Source organism: Nonomuraea sp. NPDC005983 (assembly GCF_040614375.1).
In the GTDB taxonomy this organism is placed as follows: domain Bacteria; phylum Actinomycetota; class Actinomycetes; order Streptosporangiales; family Streptosporangiaceae; genus Nonomuraea.
The window spans coordinates 42,347-57,626 of sequence record NZ_JBEXUP010000051.1 but is presented as its reverse complement, the minus strand read 5'-3'; the positions used below and the strand labels follow the sequence as shown (position 1 = coordinate 57,626).

Below are 15,280 nucleotides of genomic sequence, written 5' to 3'. Positions count from 1 at the left end.
CCCATGCCCGCCAGGCCGCGCTGCTGCGCCGCCTGCGCGAACTGGCCGGCGACGATGAGGCAAGGCCGGGACGTTAGCGGCCTCAGATGCCGTCTCGATGCCCCCGCCGGGGTTGTCGCCGCGCCGGCGCTTCCACAGCCGCTGTCTGGACGCAGCGAAGATGACAGTGGAACCTGCTCCTGACCTGGGCACTGTCACTTCGATGGGTATCGAAATGCCAGTCCTCGCGTCATCGAAGGTGGCAGAACCCAACCGAAGATCAAGTGCCATGAATGTGCGTCGGTTGGGAACGAGGGCTTCAGGGCACGAACTTGTCCTAGTCTTGGAGCCATGGGGACCGTGGAGGATGAATCGTCCCTCTCCGCGCTCCTGAGGACCGTGAACGTCGGCGATGTCCTCACCGGGACCGTCGCAGAGATCACGCGATCGGGAACGACCGTGCTTCTCGACGCTTTCGCCGTTGATCCAGTCGGCGTTATCAGCGAGCTTGATCTTTCCTGGCGATCCTTCGGGCGCTCTGCTGCTGACATCCCTGAAGTCGGCGGGCGGGTCTCTGCCGAGGTGATCGCCGTTGACCTTCGAGAGCGGCGGGTCCTGCTCTCGCGGTCGGCGACCGAGAACCCCCAGCTCTGGGCCTATTTGAAAGCGCTGCGTCGGGGCCAGCGGCTGTCCGGTACCGTAGCGGCCATCGAAAGCTTCGGCGTCTTTGTCGATCTGGACCACGGACCCGACCACCCCATCTTTCCCGGCGTCGGCTTCATCACCATGCCCGAGCTGTCCTGGCACCGCTTCGATGACCCCTCCGAGGTCGTCTCCGTGGGAGAGCACATCACCTGCGAATTCCTCGTCTTCGACACCCACAACGGCGAAGCCCGCCTATCGCTGTGCGCCACCCAGCCCGACCCGTTCCAGGAGTTCGCGCGCCGCGCTCATGTCGGGCAGATCCTGCACGGCCTGGTCACCAAAGTGGTGTCCTTCGGCGCCTTCGTCCGCGTGGCAGACGGCATCGAAGGCCTGATCCACCTCAGCGAACTCACCGCCCCGACGGCCGAGGCATCAGGCGACGAGGCTCAGGTCGGCGACGAGGTCACCGTGATCATCATCGAGATCGACACGCTGCGGCGTCGGCTCGCCCTATCTCGCCGGTGATCTATGTGCCACGAGTGTCCGACGCCTCCCGAACAGCGAGGAACTCATCCAGCAACGTGAAGAGCACCTCGATAACCTTGGCCTCCTCTTCACGGGTCAGCTCCCACTGCTCCCACCCGTCAGAGAGAGCGATATGGCGCACATGCCCATGCCAGCCGTGGTTGGAGTCCTGACCTCGCCGAGCCACCAGCCACTCCCGCCAGCCGCTCGGACCAGGACCTCCATGACGCAGCGCGTGCTGGCCATAACCGTCCAGGAACCCCTTCACCGCAGCAAACCGCGACCCCACCACGAACATGCCCAACCGCTTGGCCACGTGGGCGAAGTACTCACGTTCGCAGCCCAGCTATGCCTCAAGCGCGAGTGAAGCTGGCGCCACTGCAGCACCAGCTTCTGGCCCGCCACGACGCCCAGGTGGGTCAGTAAGCACCATGTGCGGTCGGCTCGGAGCGCACAAGCCCACCGGCCGAAGACTCCCGCTACGGCCATCACCCCGCGCGGAGCCGTGCCAGGTGGTAGTCGAGCAACGCCGCGACCTCCTTGGGCGTGTAGTGCCCGACCAGGGTGGCGTTCACGATGCCCTGCGCGAAGGCGTACAGGATGCTCGCCTCCTTGCCGGCATCCAGGTGGGCGGCGAGTTGCCCGGCGGTCTGGGCGGCCCTGATCTGCTCGGCGAGGAAGGACAGCAGGTGCGAATACCCCATCCGCATCGCGGCCGCCTGGTTCTCGGACATCACCGAGCTCGCCTGGAACGCCAGCCCGATGCGGTTCAGGTAGCTGCGCTCCTCATCCAGTGGCAACAGCTCCAACACGGTCGTCCGCAGCACGTCGAGCGGCGTGGATTGGTGCGCTGCCACGGCCGCCACCCGTTCCCCGATCCAGATCCCGATGCGCTCCAGCGCCAGCAGCAGCATCTGGTCCTTCGTCGTGACGTAGTACTGCACCGCCCCCATGGACATCCCGGCCTCGGCGGCGACCTCCCTCAGGCTGACGCTCTCCATGCCCTTGTCGTGGATGACGCGGTGCACGGCCTCGGCGATGTGCCGCCGCCGGGCCTCGTGGTCGACGATCTTCGGCATATCCCGCCACTTTCTCATGCGAGTGCATGGTAAAAGCTATCGCCCCTGTTTATCATGCGACTGTATGACAAACTGGGGCGGCAGGGGGGATCCGGATGCGGGTTCTGATCATCGGAGTCGGCACGCGCGGGGACGTGGCGCCGTATACGGGGCTGGGGGTGCGGTTACGCGAGGCCGGGCACGAGGTGACGATCGCCGCGCACGAGCCGTACGCGGAGCTGGTGACCGATGCGGGCCTGGAGTCCATACCACTTCCCGGAGACCCGCTCCCCACGCTGACCGGCCCTATCTCCGTACGCATCAGCACCTTCAAGGAGTACGGCGAGCAGCTCATGGAGGGACTGGCCGAGCTCGCCGGGCAGGAGGCCGACCTGCTCCTGCTCGGCATGGCGGGCGCGCTGGGTTATCACGTCGCCGAGGCGATGGGCGTGCCGAGCATGGGGGTGCACCTGCAGCCGATCGACCCCACGGGAGACTTTCCGCCGGTCATGAGCCTGTTCCAGCGGTCGCTCGGGCGGTGGGGGAACCGCAGGGCGGCCCGGCTCGCGTTCGAGTTGCCCGCCGCCGGCCCGCTGCTCGCCGGGTTAAGCACGAAGATGCGGGCCCGGCTCGGACTGCCTCCGATGACCCCGCGCGCCCTCTACCGGCACCGGGAGAGCACGCGCTGGCCGGTCTTCCACGGGGTCAGCCCGCTGGTGCTGCCGCGCCCGGCCGGCTGGCGGCCAGGGCTGGAGATCACCGGTTACTGGTGGCCGCCCCGGCCGCAGGACTGGCAGCCAGATCCGGTGCTGCGCGACTTCCTGACATCGGGGCCCACACCGGTCTTCGTCGGCTTCGGCAGCCTGGCCGGCACGCGGACCGAACAGTACACAGAGCTGGCCGTGCACGCGCTGCAGCGGGCCGGGTTGCGCGGCGTGTTGCAGACCGGCCTGCAGGGACACATCTCGGACGATGTGCTGGCGGTCGGGGACGTGCCGCACGACTGGCTGTTCCCCCGACTGGCCGCCGTCGCCCACCACTGCGGCAGCGGCACTACCGGGAGCGGGGTGCGGGCGGGGGTGCCCGCCGTGGCCGTGCCGGTCATGAACGACCAGCCGTTCTGGGCGTCCAGGTTGACGGCACTCGGCGTGGCCCCGGCCGCGATCCCGTTTCGCCGCCTGACGCCCGCACGGCTGGCCGCCGCGCTCACCACCGCGGTCACCGACCCGGCCTACCGGCAGCGGGCCCAGGCCCTCTCGGTCCGGGTCTCGGCAGAGGACGGCGCGGCGCCCGTCGTCGAGGCGGTGAACCAGCTCCAGGTCACCCACAGGTCCTGCCGCCGACCAGGAGGCAAGTCGGACTGAAGGCGCGCCCCGGGCCGCACTGGACGCGAGGTTAGGCTCGGGATCTGTTGCGGGGGCCTCAGTGAGTTTGAACGCCGTGCGCTTGAAGCCGGGAGAGGATCAGCTCTCGGAGCTCGCGTTCTTGAACGGCTCTGTCGTGACGTCCTCTGCGGTCAGCTGTTGCGGCCCAGCGTTCGAGGACGTCGATCGTGAGAAGCCATTGGGCGATGGTGAGTTTGGGTTTCACGATCTCGTCCGGTGGCGGCCACGCGCCGGAGCCGGGAACGCCGGGTGTCCACTTTGCGATCTGATCCCAACCGGCCCGTCGGATACTGCGTGCAAGAGCGGCCCGCTGACGATTGCCGTTCACTGTCTCGACACTGGCGTCGTTGTCCATGGATGCGTCGATGAGCCCCCACTGACGGAGGGGCATCGCGATGATCAGGCCGACACTCATGCCGGGCATGGTGTCAAGATCATGAAATGTGGTCAAGACAGCCTCGGAAGGGCTGTGTCGCCCCCGGATATGCCGCGATCGCAGGCTGTTGTCACTAGGGAAGTGACCGGACGCCTGCAATCGTCTGCCAGGGGCGTAGCCCTTCACCGGCCAGGAGCAGCGCGGCCTCGAGCAAGTCCAGATCGTCGACGGACTCGGGCGGGTGCAGGTGGTGGGGCGCGCCGGGTTCCCAGAGAGCGAGCATGGCGGGGCCGCTGCTGCTCTGGTGCGTTTACCCGACAGTCGGGCCGCGGTTCTACGATCACGCCTCGCAGAGCGGCCCGTACTGGACGGCCTGGGCGACCGTGCCCGTGGCGCTGGTCACCGCGCTGGTGGCGGCCGGTCTGTCCACGAGCGGCCGTGACGCGCGGGCGTCCGTCAGGATCTGACGCGGTCGAGTCCTGATCGACCCCGGCGTGTCGTCGCACCGGCATGCGGCGCCGAAGCCGGGTTACCCCGGCAGCCCTGCGCGCTCGGCGGGCGCCTGCCCGAGCGGGACCTCGTGCCAGGTCCGCGGCGACGACATCGAGATCATCTGACCGTTGCGGCGCGGGCGCCGATGGCGGCTTTCTTGGCCTTGTTGCCGCAGGTGTTCATCGAGCACCAGCGGCGGTTCCGGCCGCGGCTGGTGTCGACGTAGAGCCCGCGACAGCCGGGGTTGTCGCAGGTCTTGACGCGGTCGCGGTCGGCACCGCCGAGGGTTTCGATCGCCTCGGAGGCGATCACGCCGAGCGCGTCCCGGATCGGGTGCGGGCCGGTGGTGGTCCAGTGCGCTCCAAGGTGACGGAGCTGACGGCGCGCCTGGCCGGCACGTGCGATCCGGTTGATCAGCTCGAGGTCCGCGTCTGCGATCTGTTCGCGGTGGACGACGGCGGTCCCGGCCCGGTGGACGGCTTCGCGCAGTCGCCGCGCGAGGTCGAGGTCTCGGGGCGTCGCCTCGGTCTCGGACCAGTCAAGCTCGTTCAGGCGCAGCCACTCGGTCAGCCGCGCCGGGCCGGTCAGGCGTTCGTACGGTGCGCCATAGCGGTCGCTCAGGGTGGCGGTGAACCGGAAGCCGAGGTTCTCGTTGTCGAGGCGGAACGACTCGCCGGAGCCACTGCGCATGGACGGCATGCAAACCCCCTCATCTCGGACGAACCAGTTTAGCCGGTTCGCTTCAGCTGGGTCACACATGCCATAGTTGAACCGTCTTAAATGGTTCAACCGGAAGGAATGCGAGATGAGTGGCATCGCCGTCGTCGGCTTGGGATCGATGGGAGCGCCGATCGCCCGGAACCTGCTGAACGCCGGGTATGAGGTCGCGGTGTGGAACCGCAGCCAGGCACCGGTCCGGGCGTTGGTGGACGCGGGCGCGCGAGCGGTCACCGTTCCGGCCGAGGCGCTGCAGGCCGACATCGTGCTGTCGGTGCTGGCGAACGACGACGCCGTGACCGAAGTGTTCCTGCGCGACGAGGTGCTGGCCGCGGCACGTCCGGGGACGATCCACGTCAACATGGCCACCGTCAGCCCCACCCTGGCGCGCACGGCCGCCGAGGCGCACGCGCGACACGGGGTCGGGTACGTTGCGGCTCCGGTGTTCGGCGGTGTCCCGGTCGCCGAGGCCGGCAAGCTGAACATCCTGGCCGCCGGACCGGCGGAGCTGATAGAGCGGGCCCAACCGGTCTTCGACGTCATCGGCGCCCGCACCTGGCGCCTGGGGGACGATCCGGTCCGGTCCACCATCGTCAAGATCGCCGGCAATCTGCTCATCGCCTCGGCGATCCAGACCCTGTCGGAAGCGATCAGCCTGACCGAACGCGCCGGCCTCGACGCGGCTGACGTCGTCGAGGTGCTGACCTCCACGATCGTGCCGGGGCCGGTGTACTCCGGCTACGCCGACCGAATCGTCCGGGACGCGTACGAGCCGGCCGGTTTCTCCACCGTCCTCGGCCTCAAGGACGTCAACCTCGCCCGTGCCGCCGCCGCCGACAACGGGCTCGACCTGCCCGTCGGCAACCTGCTGCGGACCCTCCTGCAGGAGAACGTCGACGCAGGTCTCGGGCGGCACGACTGGGCCGCGCTCGCCGCCACCCAGCGCCGCCGCGACCTCCCGCCATCAGCGACCAGCCAGGGGGCCTGAACGTCCCGGGCTACCGCAGCTCTGCGCGTCGACGGGGCTCGTGTGTCTCCGGAAGAGCCGCTACCGCCCGGCGCGGAGGGCCTGCCGGGGCACGTCAGCGCCGCAGTTCGTGCGGCTCGATGGTGCTCTCCTCAAGCCGCGCCCTCTGTCAGCCGGGGCGGCGCAGGGTGCTCAGCTGGAACAGCGTGAACATCGTCACCGCCACCCCGGCCCACGACCAGCGCCATCGCGGGCAGCGTACGCCGGAACAGGGTGCCGGCCGCGGTGCCGAGCGCGAACGCGTACAGCCACCACGCCGCCGGCGCCACCCTGACCATGTTGAACACGCCGATGTTGCCGAACGTTGGCCACCACGCCGCCCACAGCTCGCCCAGCGCGGCCACGCCCGCCTGCCGAGCTCGCGCAGCGGCAGAGACGTTCTCCGCCACGACGCCCTGGCGGGCGAGGTGCGCCTGACGTAGAGGCCCGCCTTCGTCGCGGCCATGGGGAAGGGACGTCAGCGGGAGCGGCAGCACGGTGTCCCAGCCCACGGACAGGCCGCAGCGCTTACCCCCACATCGAACAAGGGCAGGGAGAGAACATGAGCAACTGGTCGCCGCGGCGCGAAACGCCCACCACGAGACCCGGTAAGGCCCCAGGTGAGCAGTAAGGAGAAGGGCATGCGGATGACGGCACCGGCTCGGTGGCTCGTGAGCCTGGGCACCGTGATCACGCTGACAGCCTGCGCGGGCACCGGCGGCTCCAACGGCGGCACGACGAGACAGGTCACGGCGTCCACCACCGTCGCCGGCGAACCGGTCACGCTGACCCTCGCCTACACCGACGACCCACCCACCAAGGCGCTCATCGACGGCTTCACGAAACGGCACCCGAACGTCACGATCAAACCCCAGCAGACTCCCTTCAACGACTACATCAAGTCGATCAAGCTGGCGATGTCGTCGGACCGGCCACCGGACATCGCCCAGTACAACCCCGGCGCGATGAGCTCCCTCGTCCCGGCCGGACTCATCCTCGACCTGGGCCCATGGGTCAGAGCCTACGGCTGGAAGAACCGCTTCCCACCGGCCAGCCTCGAAGTCCTCAGCTCCGACAAATCAGCCAAACGGCTCGGCACCGGCGCCCTGTACGCCGCGCCCGGCGCACTGTCCGTACTCGGCGTCTTCTACAACAGGAAGACCGTGAAACAGGTGCCCAGAACACTGGCCGAATTCGAGGCCGCGATGCGGAAGGCGAAAGACGCCGGACAGACCCCGCTGAGCGTCGGCGCCCTCCAGGTCGGCGGTTTCCAGATCTGGAACGCACTGCTCAACGTCCTCGGCGACGTCAACGCCTACCGCTCCTGGGTCTACGGCCGGCCAGGGGCCACCATCGAAACCCCAAGCGCGCAGAAAGCCACCCAGACACTGACCGACTGGGTACACAGGGGATATATCCCCGCCTCGGCGAACGCCACAGCCGACAGCGACGCACAGGCCGCCTTCGCCCAAGGCAGGAGCGCCTTCCTCGTGACCGGCAACTGGGCCGCCGCCGCCCTGCAGAAGGCGATGGGCGACGACGTCGGCTTCTTCCTCCTGCCCTCCACCACCGAACAGCCGAAGAACGTCGCCTCCGGGGCGAGCGTCGCCTACGCCGTCTCGTCGAAGACCAGGCACCCCAACGTCGCCGCCGCGTTCCTCGACTACCTCAGCTCCCCCGAGGCAGCGAAGATCCAGTTCGAGGCCGGGTTCATGCCGGTCAGCACCAGAACCGAACTGGGCGGCGACGGCCTGCCGCAAGAGATCGCAGCCGCCTTCACACCGGTCGCGCAGCACAACGGGATCGTCCCGTTCCCCGACTTCGCATCACCCGGCATGATCGACAAGCTGACCCCGGGCGTCCAGGGCCTCATCAGCGGCAGGACGACCACCGAGGACTTCCTGCGCTCCCTGCAGTCGTCATGGGAGCAACACCATGGCTCATAACCGGGGCGGCGAGCCCACCGCCGGGCGGGGACGACGCGTGCGCGGCTGGCTGTACGTCCTGCCCGCACTCGCCGTATACCTCGGATTCGCCATCTGGCCGGCACTGAACACCCTGCGCCTGTCGTTCCTCAACTGGGACGGCATCCTGCCCGCCACCTGGGCCGGCCTCGGCAACTACACCAAGATCTTCCAGGACCCGGCGCTCTACGAAGCGATCCTGCACAGCCTCGTACTGATCGTCTTCTTCTCGTTCATCCCCATCGCCGCGGGGCTGCTCATGACAGCCCTGCTCATGGGCAAGGTACGCAAAGGCATGACGTTCTACCGGATCGTCTTCTTCCTCCCCCAGGTGCTGCCGCTGGTCGCCGTCGGCATCACCTGGCGCTGGCTCTACAGCGAGTCCGGTGTGGTCAACCAACTGCTCGACCTCGCCGGGCTCGGCACGATCACCCGCGCCTGGCTGGGCGACTACGGCCTGGCGCTCGTCGCGCTCGGACTCATCGGCACCTGGGTCATGAGCGGACTGTGCATGATGCTCTTCCTCGCCGGCGCACAGAAGATCGACCCATCGCTCTACGAGGCGGCCACCCTCGACGGCGCCGGATCGTACCGGCGGTTCCGCCACGTCACCCTGCCCGGCGTCCGCAGAGAGATCACGATCGCCGGCGTGATCACCACGATCGCCGCGCTGGCCGGCTTCGACCTCGTCTTCGTCACGACGAACGGCGGGCCCGCCGGACAGACCAACGTACCGGCCCTGCTCGTCTACCGGCTGGCGTTCAACGAAGGCGACATCGGCGGCGCCAGCGCCCTGGCCGTCGTGCTGACCGTGCTCGTGGTCGCCGTCGTCAGCACCATCCGATACGTCACGAGAGACAGGGGTTGAGCATGCGCGGCGGTGTCGGTGCCCGGTACGCGATCCTCATCGTGCTGGCGGTCATGGTGCTCCTGCCGTTCGCCGGCATCATCCTGGCCGCCCTGCACTCCCCCGGCGCCCAGATCAGCGGGCTGAGCATCCCCGGCCGCTGGTCGTGGGAGAACTTCACGCTCGCCTGGGAACGGGGCAACTTCAGCAACCTCATGCTCTCCAGCGTCCTGATCGCGGTCTGCGTGGTACCGCTCACCCTCGTCCTGGCCACGCTCGCCGCGTACGGGCTGACCATTGTCAAGGTCTGGGGCAACAGGACGCTGTCGACCGGGTTCGTCCTGGGGCTCACGCTGCCGGTGGAGCTGGTGGTGGTGGCGCTCTACTTCAACCTGCGCGAGGTCGGGCTCACCGACTCCTACCTCGGCATCGTCCTGGCGGAGGCGGCGCTGTTCATGCCGTTCGGGGTGTACTGGATGCAGGCCCACTTCTCCGGCGTCCCGAGCGCGCTGGTGGAGGCGGCCCGGATCGACGGCGCGCGCGACCTCGTCGTCCTGGTGCGGGTGCTGCTGCCGATCTCCTGGCCGGCGATCACCACCCTGTCGGTCCTGTACTTCATGTGGTCGTGGAACCAGTTCCTGCTGGTGCTGGTCATGATGCAGGACCCGGACCGGCGGACCGCGCCGAGCGGCCTCGGCCTCTTCGTCGGCCAGTACGCCACGGACATCCCGCTCCTGGCGGCGGCCAGCCTGATCGTCATCGCCCCGATCGTCCTGGTGTACCTGACGTTCCAGCGCAGCTTCGTCAACGGCATCACCCAGGGCGCCATCAAGGGCTAGGGAACGCTTGGGCGCTGCGGCCTGCTCTGTTCCGAGGGTTGGGGGTCAGGTGGGGCGAGTCGGCCCCTGGCGGGCCAACGCAGCGGCGGTGCCGTCGATGAGAGCTCTCAGGCCGTGCTCGAAGGCGTGCTCGCCGAGCGTGCCGCCCTCTTCGCGATAGGCCGCGATCAGGGTTCCCGGCGCGTCGTCGCCGAGCAGTTCCTCGAGCCCGGCGAGCCGCTCCTGCGGCGGCCCGGCGGGCTCGGCACACTCGGCCTGCTCCTGCAGGACGAATCCGTTGACGTACTGAGTCAGCGCCGTGATGGTCCGCAGTGCCAGGCCCGGGGTGAACCCGTGCTCGGTCATCGCGGCCAGTTCCTGGTCGAACAGCCGGATCGTGGCCGGTTCCAGCCGGGTGGCGCTGGCCACGATGCGGGCGCCGTCGCGGTGGGCGCGCAGCGAGCCGCGGTAGGCGCACGCCCGACGGGCGAGCCAGCCCTGCCAGGTCTCACCCTCGCGGGGCGGGCCCATCCCGGCGTCCTGGATGATCTGGTCGGCCATCCCGTCGAGCAGTTCCTGCTTGGTGCGGATGTGCCAGTACAGCGCGGGCGACTGGACGCCCAGCTCGGCGGCGAGCCGCCGGACCGTCAACCCCTCCAGCCCCACCTCATCGAGCAGCCGCAACGCCGTTTCGATCAACAGGTGCCGGCTGAGACCGGGCCCTTTGCTCGTGCGCATCACTGACACCTTAGCACCGCTAAGGAATCGGGCATGTCACTATTCTCGGCGATATGAAGAGCATTCGCAGCGTGGTGAGCGCCCTCCTGATCGGCGTGGCATTCGGCGCGATCACCTCCCTCGTCAACGACGTCTCCTCCCCGTACGGGCAGGTCGGGGGCGCGTTGGTGAATGCGGGGCGGGGGTGGGTCGCCGAGAGCGCGGCGGTGGTGAGCCTGCTGCTGGACGCCGGCTGGACCTGGGCGGCCTTGGCGGTGCTCGTGGGGTGGCTGGCCGGCGGGCTCGCCCGGGGAGTGGCCTCCGGGGTGGTGGCCCTGGCGGCGGCTACGGCGGCGTACTACTCGGTGGACTCCCTCCTGCGGGCGGAACCGTTGGCCTGGTACGGGCGGGAGACGCTCTTCTGGTGGCTTGCGAGCCTGGTGCTCGGGTCGGCTCTCGGTGCCGTGGGCGCGAGCATCGCGCGCCCCGGGCTGATCGGTCTCGTCGCGAAGCTCACGGTGCCGGTCGGCGCGGCCGTTCAGATGATCTTCCTGCCGCCCGGCTTCGGCCCGACGGTACGCTCGGCGGCGGTCTGGGCGCTGGTGATCGTCTTGGTGGCCGCCGTGACGAGCACCGGCGTCATCGTCACCCGGTACGTCAAGGAGCGGCGTCCTCGAGCTTTTCCACAACCGTCTCGTCTGGGCTGATCGGGCGCCCATCGTCGGTGCGGATCTCCAGTGGACGAAGCGGACGTCCTTGGTGGCGGTCGAGGAGCCGGGAGTGCGGTTCGCCGGGGTCGAAGCAGTGCGCCTCTCCCCACTGGCGCAGCGCGACGATGACGGGGAAGAGGTCCCGGCCCTTCTCGGTGAGGACGTACTCGCGGTGGGCGCTGCCGTCCGATGCGGGCACGGCGTCCATGACCCCGGCTTCGACCAGGGAGCGCAGCCGGGTGGCGAGGATGTTCTTGGCGATGCCGAGGCTGCGCTGGAACTCGCCGTAGCGGCGGCTGCCGTCGAAGGCGTCCCGCACGATCAGCAGCGACCACCAGTCGCCGATGGCGTCGACCGACCGGGCGACAGGGCAGGAGTCGGTGTCGAACCTCGTCCGGGTGACCATGGTGCTCTCTCCTTCGCTAGTTGCAACATGCTACCTCGCTCGGCTACGGTCTGCCAGGTAGCAACATGCAACCGACATGGAGAGTGGGTGCTTGATGACCCGCGGCAACCAAGCGTCGACGCGCGCCGGCGAGCGAACCATCGGCATGGGCCCGGCCTCCGCGCTGCCCCGGCGGCTGATCCTGCTGTTCGCCGTCGCCTGCGGCGGCGCGGTGGCCAACGTCTACTTCGCGCAGCCGCTGCTGGTCACGCTCGGGCAGCAGTTCTCCCTCAGCCCGGCCACGCTCGGGGCGATCGTCACTGTCACCCAGCTCGGCTACGGGCTGGGCCTGTTCCTGCTGGTCCCGCTGGGCGACCTGCTCGACCGGCGCCGTCTGATCACCGTCCAGCTGGCCCTGCTCGGGGCGGCGCTGCTGGCCGTCGGGCTGGCGCCCGGAGCCGCCGTCCTGCTCGCGGGGATGTGCGGGGTGGGGTTGTCGGCCGTGGTCACCCAGACGATGGTCGCCGCGGCGGCGTCGCTGGCCGGGCCGGCCCAGCAAGGACGCGTCGTCGGGGTGGTCACCGGAGGGGTGATCACCGGTATCCTGCTGGCCCGCACGGTGTCAGGGCTGCTGGCCGACCTCGCCGGATGGCGCTCCGTCTATCTCGCCTCGGCCGTGCTGACCGCCGCCGTGGCGGTGGCGCTGCACCGCGTCCTGCGGATCGGCGGTGGAACGATGCAGCGGGTGCCGTACTGGCGGCTGGTGTGCTCGACCGTCACCCTGTTCGCGCGCGAGCCCCTGCTGCGGGTGCGCGGGCTGCTGGCGTTCTTGCTGTTCGCGGCGTTCAGCACGCTGTGGAGCAGCCTCGCGCAGCCGCTGAGCGAGCCGCCGTGGTCGCTGTCGCACACGGCGATCGGCGCGTTCGGGCTGGCGGGTGCGGCCGGCGCGCTGGCGGCGGGAGCCGCCGGACGGTGGAGCGATCGCGGCCTGGCGCAGCGGACCACCGGCATCGGCCTGGGGCTGTTGGCGGTGTCCTGGGTGCCGCTGGCGTTCACGCAGCAGTCGCTGTGGGCGCTCGGCGTCGGAGCGGTGCTACTGGACTTCGCCGTCCAAGCGGTCCACGTCACCAACCAGACGCTCATCTACGCGGTGCGGCCGGACTCGGGGAGCCGGATCATCGGCGGCTACATGATCTTCTACTCGGCGGGCAGCGCCCTCGGGGCCATCGGCTCGTCACTGCTGTACGCAGCGGCCGGATGGGCGGGGGTGTGCGCGCTGGGAGCCGGGTTCAGCTGCGCGGCGCTGGCACTGTGGGCGGCGACGCGGAGCGCCGGACGGAGCAGGGCCGCGACGAGGTGACGGCGTCGGGGCGGATTCGGGTAGGGGTCCGGACATGGGCTGCATCCTGGTGGGAACCGCCTCGTGGACCGACAGGACGCTGCTGGAGTCCGGGTGGTATCCCGGCGACATTGCCTCCGCGCACGACAGGCTGTGCTTCTACGCGAGCCGGTTCCCCATCGTGGAGGTGGACTCCACCTACTACGCGCCGCCCGCGCAGAGCACCGTCGCGCTGTGGCGTGACCGGACGCCCGACGGGTTCACCTTCGACGTCAAGGCCTTCTCGCTGCTGACCCAGCACCCGACCAGGCCCGCGGCGCTCTACAAGGACCTGCGGGAACGCCTCGGCGAGGCCGAGCGGAACGTCTACCTGCGCGACGTGGACCCCGAGGTCGTCGAGCAGGTGTGGGAGCGGTTCGTGGCGGCGCTGGCGCCGCTGCACGACTCCGGCCGGCTGGGCGCGGTCCTGTTCCAGTTTCCCCGCTGGTTCCCGATCGGCAACCGCAACAAGCAGTACATCCTGGAGTGCAAGGCGCGCTGCGCTCCGCTGCGGGTCTGCGTCGAGTTCCGCAACCACACCTGGATGAGCGAGGAGAACCAGTCCGAGACGCTCGACTTCCTCACCTCGTACGCGATCCCGTACGTGTGCGTCGACATGCCGCAGGGCTACCCCGACTCCATCCCACCCGTGCTCGCCGCCACCGCGGACCTGTCCGTGGTGCGGTTCCACGGCCATTCGGAGAAGTGGACGAGCAAGGACATCCACGAGCGGTTCGGCTACCTCTACCGCGAGGGGGAACTGCGGGACTGGGCCTCGAGGCTGCGGCGCCTCGCCGAGGACGCCGACACGCTCCACGCGGTCATGAACAACTGCTACCGCGACTACGCGCAGGTCAACGCCGCGCAACTGGCTCGCCTGATCCCGCAGGAGTGACGTCCGGATTCGGGCGGCGGGGGGACGTCAGCCCGAGATCAGTCCGCTACGGGCCAGGATGCGCAGGTGCTCCACCATGTCGCCGGCGGTCTCGGCAAGCGGCTGGACGCAGACGTGGTCCGCGCCGGCGTCGTGGTGCGCCCGCACCCGCTCGATGATCGTCTCCGGGTCGCCCCAGGCCACGAGGGCGTCGACCAGCGCGTCACTTCCGCCGTTGGCGAGGTCCTGGTCACCCCAGCCGAGGTCGCGCAGGTTGTTCGCGTAGTTCGGCAGCCGAAGGTAGAAGGACGTGAATCGACGGGCGGTCTGCCGCGCCCGCTCCGGGTCGGTGTCGAGCACGACCGTCTGCTCCGGTGCCAGCACAGGATCGGGGCCGAGGATCGCGCGAGCGCGTGCGGTGTGCTCGAGGGTCACGAAGTAGGGATGTGCTCCGTGAGTGCGCTGCGCGGCCAGCTCCAGCATCCTGGTTCGGAGTGCGGCCAGCATCCGCGGAGCGGGTTCCGGCAGCGGACCGCTGTACTCCGTTGCGTCCATGGCGTCGAGATAGGAGCGCATCACCGACACCGGCCTTTGGTAGTCGTGCCCTCTCACCGACACCAAAGGCGCGTGGCTCACGCCCAGCCCGAGCACGAACCGGCCGCCGAACGCCTCCGCGAGGGCGTTCGCCCCGTTCGAGGCGGCGGTGGCGTCGCGGACCCAGACGTTGGCGATACCGGTAGCGATCAACATCCGCTGCGTCGCGCCCAACAGGATCGCCGAATGGGCCAGCGCCTCCTTGCCCTTCGGGCTTTCACCGACCCACAGCGTCCCGAAGCCCAGACTCTCCATCTCGGCGGCCGCCTCCCGCTCGAACGAGGCCGACTCTGCGCTCAGCGTGGTGTTCCAGACCCCTACCCGACCCATGCGCCGCTTCAGCGCCGCGGCATCGACGCCGGCACCAGGCATCGCAACCCCCTCATTGCCACCTGTCACCGCAGGTCACTGGACTCACCCGGGTTCACGATACGCAGACCATCGTCGGGGCAGGTTAACGCCCGATTCATGACTTGGCGGTTCCTCGGCTCATCCACGCCGGGCGCTGACCTGCTGCTTGCGCCATTCGCGCCCGCGGCGGAGTGGACGGTCGAGCCGGTCAGCCCCGCACGCAGGTGGAGCAGTTCGGTCGCGACGAAGTCATGGGGATCGTCGGAGAGTTCGTGTCGGGTAGACGCGCTCGGCGCGCAACGCCGAGAACGTGCCCGTATCCGCTGGGGCCGGCCGCGCCGCAAAGCCGCGTGCTCGAACCCGGTGGGCGTTCGTGACCGCCCCAGTAGCCGGGTCGCGGGTGACGCGGACCGTCGCGGCGAGCACCGTGGCCCACTCGCGACGGTGCGCGCCTACTGG

18 protein-coding genes are annotated in these 15,280 nt (G+C 69.4%); 10 read left to right on the top strand and 8 right to left on the bottom strand.

Annotated features, from left to right (window positions below; genetic code table 11):
* Positions 1 to 330: 330 nt before the first annotated feature.
* Positions 331 to 1,149, top strand: coding sequence for a S1 RNA-binding domain-containing protein (locus ABZ297_RS22725; RefSeq protein WP_355349438.1), 819 nt, complete (start codon positions 331 to 333; stop codon positions 1,147 to 1,149).
* A gap of 1 nt (position 1,150) precedes the next feature.
* Here the strand turns inward: ABZ297_RS22725 and ABZ297_RS22720 are convergent, their stop codons facing one another.
* Both ABZ297_RS22720 and ABZ297_RS22715 read right to left on the bottom strand, forming a co-directional pair.
* Complete coding sequence (locus ABZ297_RS22720; RefSeq protein WP_355349435.1) at positions 1,151 to 1,465, bottom strand: hypothetical protein; 315 nt, start codon at positions 1,463 to 1,465, stop codon at positions 1,151 to 1,153.
* Positions 1,466 to 1,637: 172 nt separating this feature from the next.
* Positions 1,638 to 2,246 carry a TetR/AcrR family transcriptional regulator gene (locus ABZ297_RS22715; RefSeq protein WP_355349432.1) on the bottom strand — a complete coding sequence of 203 codons (609 nt, stop codon included), beginning with the start codon at positions 2,244 to 2,246 and terminating at the stop codon, positions 1,638 to 1,640.
* Between the two features lie 77 nt (positions 2,247 to 2,323).
* On the opposite strand from ABZ297_RS22715, the gene ABZ297_RS22710 reads away from it, so the two are divergent.
* A complete protein-coding gene (locus ABZ297_RS22710; protein WP_355349429.1) occupies positions 2,324 to 3,571 on the top strand; it encodes a glycosyltransferase in 1,248 nt (415 codons plus the stop codon).
* 58 nt (positions 3,572 to 3,629) lie between these two features.
* Here the strand turns inward: ABZ297_RS22710 and ABZ297_RS22705 are convergent, their stop codons facing one another.
* Positions 3,630 to 4,007 carry a hypothetical protein gene (locus ABZ297_RS22705; protein ID WP_355349426.1) on the bottom strand — a complete coding sequence of 126 codons (378 nt, stop codon included), beginning with the start codon at positions 4,005 to 4,007 and terminating at the stop codon, positions 3,630 to 3,632.
* A gap of 242 nt (positions 4,008 to 4,249) precedes the next feature.
* On the opposite strand from ABZ297_RS22705, the gene ABZ297_RS22700 reads away from it, so the two are divergent.
* Positions 4,250 to 4,435, top strand: coding sequence for a hypothetical protein (locus ABZ297_RS22700; RefSeq protein WP_355349423.1), 186 nt, complete (start codon positions 4,250 to 4,252; stop codon positions 4,433 to 4,435).
* A gap of 142 nt (positions 4,436 to 4,577) precedes the next feature.
* Here the strand turns inward: ABZ297_RS22700 and ABZ297_RS22695 are convergent, their stop codons facing one another.
* Entirely contained in the window at positions 4,578 to 5,150 is a 573-nt protein-coding gene (locus tag ABZ297_RS22695; protein WP_355349420.1) for an ABATE domain-containing protein, read from the bottom strand.
* 76 nt (positions 5,151 to 5,226) lie between these two features.
* Between ABZ297_RS22695 and ABZ297_RS22690 the strand changes: the two genes are divergently transcribed.
* On the top strand, positions 5,227 to 6,165 hold the full coding sequence (locus ABZ297_RS22690) for an NAD(P)-dependent oxidoreductase (RefSeq protein WP_355349417.1): 939 nt from the start codon (positions 5,227 to 5,229) through the stop codon (positions 6,163 to 6,165).
* Between the two features lie 131 nt (positions 6,166 to 6,296).
* Here ABZ297_RS22690 and ABZ297_RS22685 read toward each other — a convergent pair whose 3' ends face one another.
* The gene (locus ABZ297_RS22685; RefSeq protein WP_355349414.1) at positions 6,297 to 6,695 is read right to left on the bottom strand and encodes a hypothetical protein; all 399 of its coding nucleotides are present in this window, start codon (positions 6,693 to 6,695) and stop codon (positions 6,297 to 6,299) included.
* A 129-nt stretch (positions 6,696 to 6,824) separates the two neighbouring features.
* On the opposite strand from ABZ297_RS22685, the gene ABZ297_RS22680 reads away from it, so the two are divergent.
* The 3 genes from ABZ297_RS22680 to ABZ297_RS22670 are packed head-to-tail and all read left to right on the top strand — an operon-like array spanning position 6,825 to position 9,833.
* Positions 6,825 to 8,129: an extracellular solute-binding protein gene (locus ABZ297_RS22680; RefSeq protein WP_355349412.1), complete on the top strand. Its 1,305-nt coding sequence runs from the start codon at positions 6,825 to 6,827 to the stop codon at positions 8,127 to 8,129.
* Positions 8,119 to 9,015 (top strand): sugar ABC transporter permease, encoded by an 897-nt coding sequence (locus ABZ297_RS22675; RefSeq protein ID WP_355349409.1) that lies wholly within the window; start codon positions 8,119 to 8,121, stop codon positions 9,013 to 9,015. The genes ABZ297_RS22680 and ABZ297_RS22675 overlap by 11 nt, the downstream gene beginning before the upstream one ends.
* A gap of 2 nt (positions 9,016 to 9,017) precedes the next feature.
* Positions 9,018 to 9,833 (top strand): carbohydrate ABC transporter permease, encoded by an 816-nt coding sequence (locus ABZ297_RS22670; protein ID WP_355349407.1) that lies wholly within the window; start codon positions 9,018 to 9,020, stop codon positions 9,831 to 9,833.
* A 45-nt stretch (positions 9,834 to 9,878) separates the two neighbouring features.
* On the opposite strand, the gene ABZ297_RS22665 is transcribed toward ABZ297_RS22670, so the two are convergent.
* Positions 9,879 to 10,550, bottom strand: a complete 672-nt coding sequence (locus tag ABZ297_RS22665) for a TetR/AcrR family transcriptional regulator C-terminal domain-containing protein (protein ID WP_355349404.1) — start codon at positions 10,548 to 10,550, stop codon at positions 9,879 to 9,881.
* Between the two features lie 53 nt (positions 10,551 to 10,603).
* Between ABZ297_RS22665 and ABZ297_RS22660 the strand changes: the two genes are divergently transcribed.
* Positions 10,604 to 11,236: a hypothetical protein gene (locus ABZ297_RS22660; protein WP_355349401.1), complete on the top strand. Its 633-nt coding sequence runs from the start codon at positions 10,604 to 10,606 to the stop codon at positions 11,234 to 11,236.
* On the opposite strand, the gene ABZ297_RS22655 is transcribed toward ABZ297_RS22660, so the two are convergent.
* Complete coding sequence (locus ABZ297_RS22655) at positions 11,187 to 11,645, bottom strand: helix-turn-helix domain-containing protein (protein ID WP_355349398.1); 459 nt, start codon at positions 11,643 to 11,645, stop codon at positions 11,187 to 11,189. The genes ABZ297_RS22660 and ABZ297_RS22655 overlap by 50 nt on opposite strands.
* 94 nt (positions 11,646 to 11,739) lie before the next feature.
* On the opposite strand from ABZ297_RS22655, the gene ABZ297_RS22650 reads away from it, so the two are divergent.
* Together ABZ297_RS22650 and ABZ297_RS22645 are read left to right on the top strand one after the other, a co-directional pair.
* Complete coding sequence (locus ABZ297_RS22650; protein ID WP_355349395.1) at positions 11,740 to 12,984, top strand: MFS transporter; 1,245 nt, start codon at positions 11,740 to 11,742, stop codon at positions 12,982 to 12,984.
* Between the two features lie 34 nt (positions 12,985 to 13,018).
* Positions 13,019 to 13,897: a DUF72 domain-containing protein gene (locus tag ABZ297_RS22645; protein ID WP_355349392.1), complete on the top strand. Its 879-nt coding sequence runs from the start codon at positions 13,019 to 13,021 to the stop codon at positions 13,895 to 13,897.
* Positions 13,898 to 13,924: 27 nt separating this feature from the next.
* Here the strand turns inward: ABZ297_RS22645 and ABZ297_RS22640 are convergent, their stop codons facing one another.
* Positions 13,925 to 14,800, bottom strand: coding sequence for an LLM class F420-dependent oxidoreductase (locus ABZ297_RS22640; protein WP_355349389.1), 876 nt, complete (start codon positions 14,798 to 14,800; stop codon positions 13,925 to 13,927).
* Between the last annotated feature and the right edge of the window lie 480 nt (positions 14,801 to 15,280).

Coding starts and splice junctions, on each gene's coding strand:
- ABZ297_RS22705 (WP_355349426.1), bottom strand. CDS start 4,007: ATGAGTGTCGGCCTGATCATCGCGATGCCCCTCCGTCAGTGGGGGCTC.
- ABZ297_RS22695 (WP_355349420.1), bottom strand. CDS start 5,150: ATGCGCAGTGGCTCCGGCGAGTCGTTCCGCCTCGACAACGAGAACCTC.
- ABZ297_RS22710 (WP_355349429.1), top strand. CDS start 2,324: ATGCGGGTTCTGATCATCGGAGTCGGCACGCGCGGGGACGTGGCGCCG.
- ABZ297_RS22645 (WP_355349392.1), top strand. CDS start 13,019: ATGGGCTGCATCCTGGTGGGAACCGCCTCGTGGACCGACAGGACGCTG.
- ABZ297_RS22650 (WP_355349395.1), top strand. CDS start 11,740: ATGACCCGCGGCAACCAAGCGTCGACGCGCGCCGGCGAGCGAACCATC.
- ABZ297_RS22670 (WP_355349407.1), top strand. CDS start 9,018: ATGCGCGGCGGTGTCGGTGCCCGGTACGCGATCCTCATCGTGCTGGCG.
- ABZ297_RS22700 (WP_355349423.1), top strand. CDS start 4,250: ATGGCGGGGCCGCTGCTGCTCTGGTGCGTTTACCCGACAGTCGGGCCG.
- ABZ297_RS22675 (WP_355349409.1), top strand. CDS start 8,119: ATGGCTCATAACCGGGGCGGCGAGCCCACCGCCGGGCGGGGACGACGC.
- ABZ297_RS22680 (WP_355349412.1), top strand. CDS start 6,825: ATGCGGATGACGGCACCGGCTCGGTGGCTCGTGAGCCTGGGCACCGTG.
- ABZ297_RS22665 (WP_355349404.1), bottom strand. CDS start 10,550: ATGCGCACGAGCAAAGGGCCCGGTCTCAGCCGGCACCTGTTGATCGAA.
- ABZ297_RS22640 (WP_355349389.1), bottom strand. CDS start 14,800: ATGGGTCGGGTAGGGGTCTGGAACACCACGCTGAGCGCAGAGTCGGCC.
- ABZ297_RS22725 (WP_355349438.1), top strand. CDS start 331: ATGGGGACCGTGGAGGATGAATCGTCCCTCTCCGCGCTCCTGAGGACC.
- ABZ297_RS22660 (WP_355349401.1), top strand. CDS start 10,604: ATGAAGAGCATTCGCAGCGTGGTGAGCGCCCTCCTGATCGGCGTGGCA.
- ABZ297_RS22655 (WP_355349398.1), bottom strand. CDS start 11,645: ATGGTCACCCGGACGAGGTTCGACACCGACTCCTGCCCTGTCGCCCGG.
- ABZ297_RS22715 (WP_355349432.1), bottom strand. CDS start 2,246: ATGAGAAAGTGGCGGGATATGCCGAAGATCGTCGACCACGAGGCCCGG.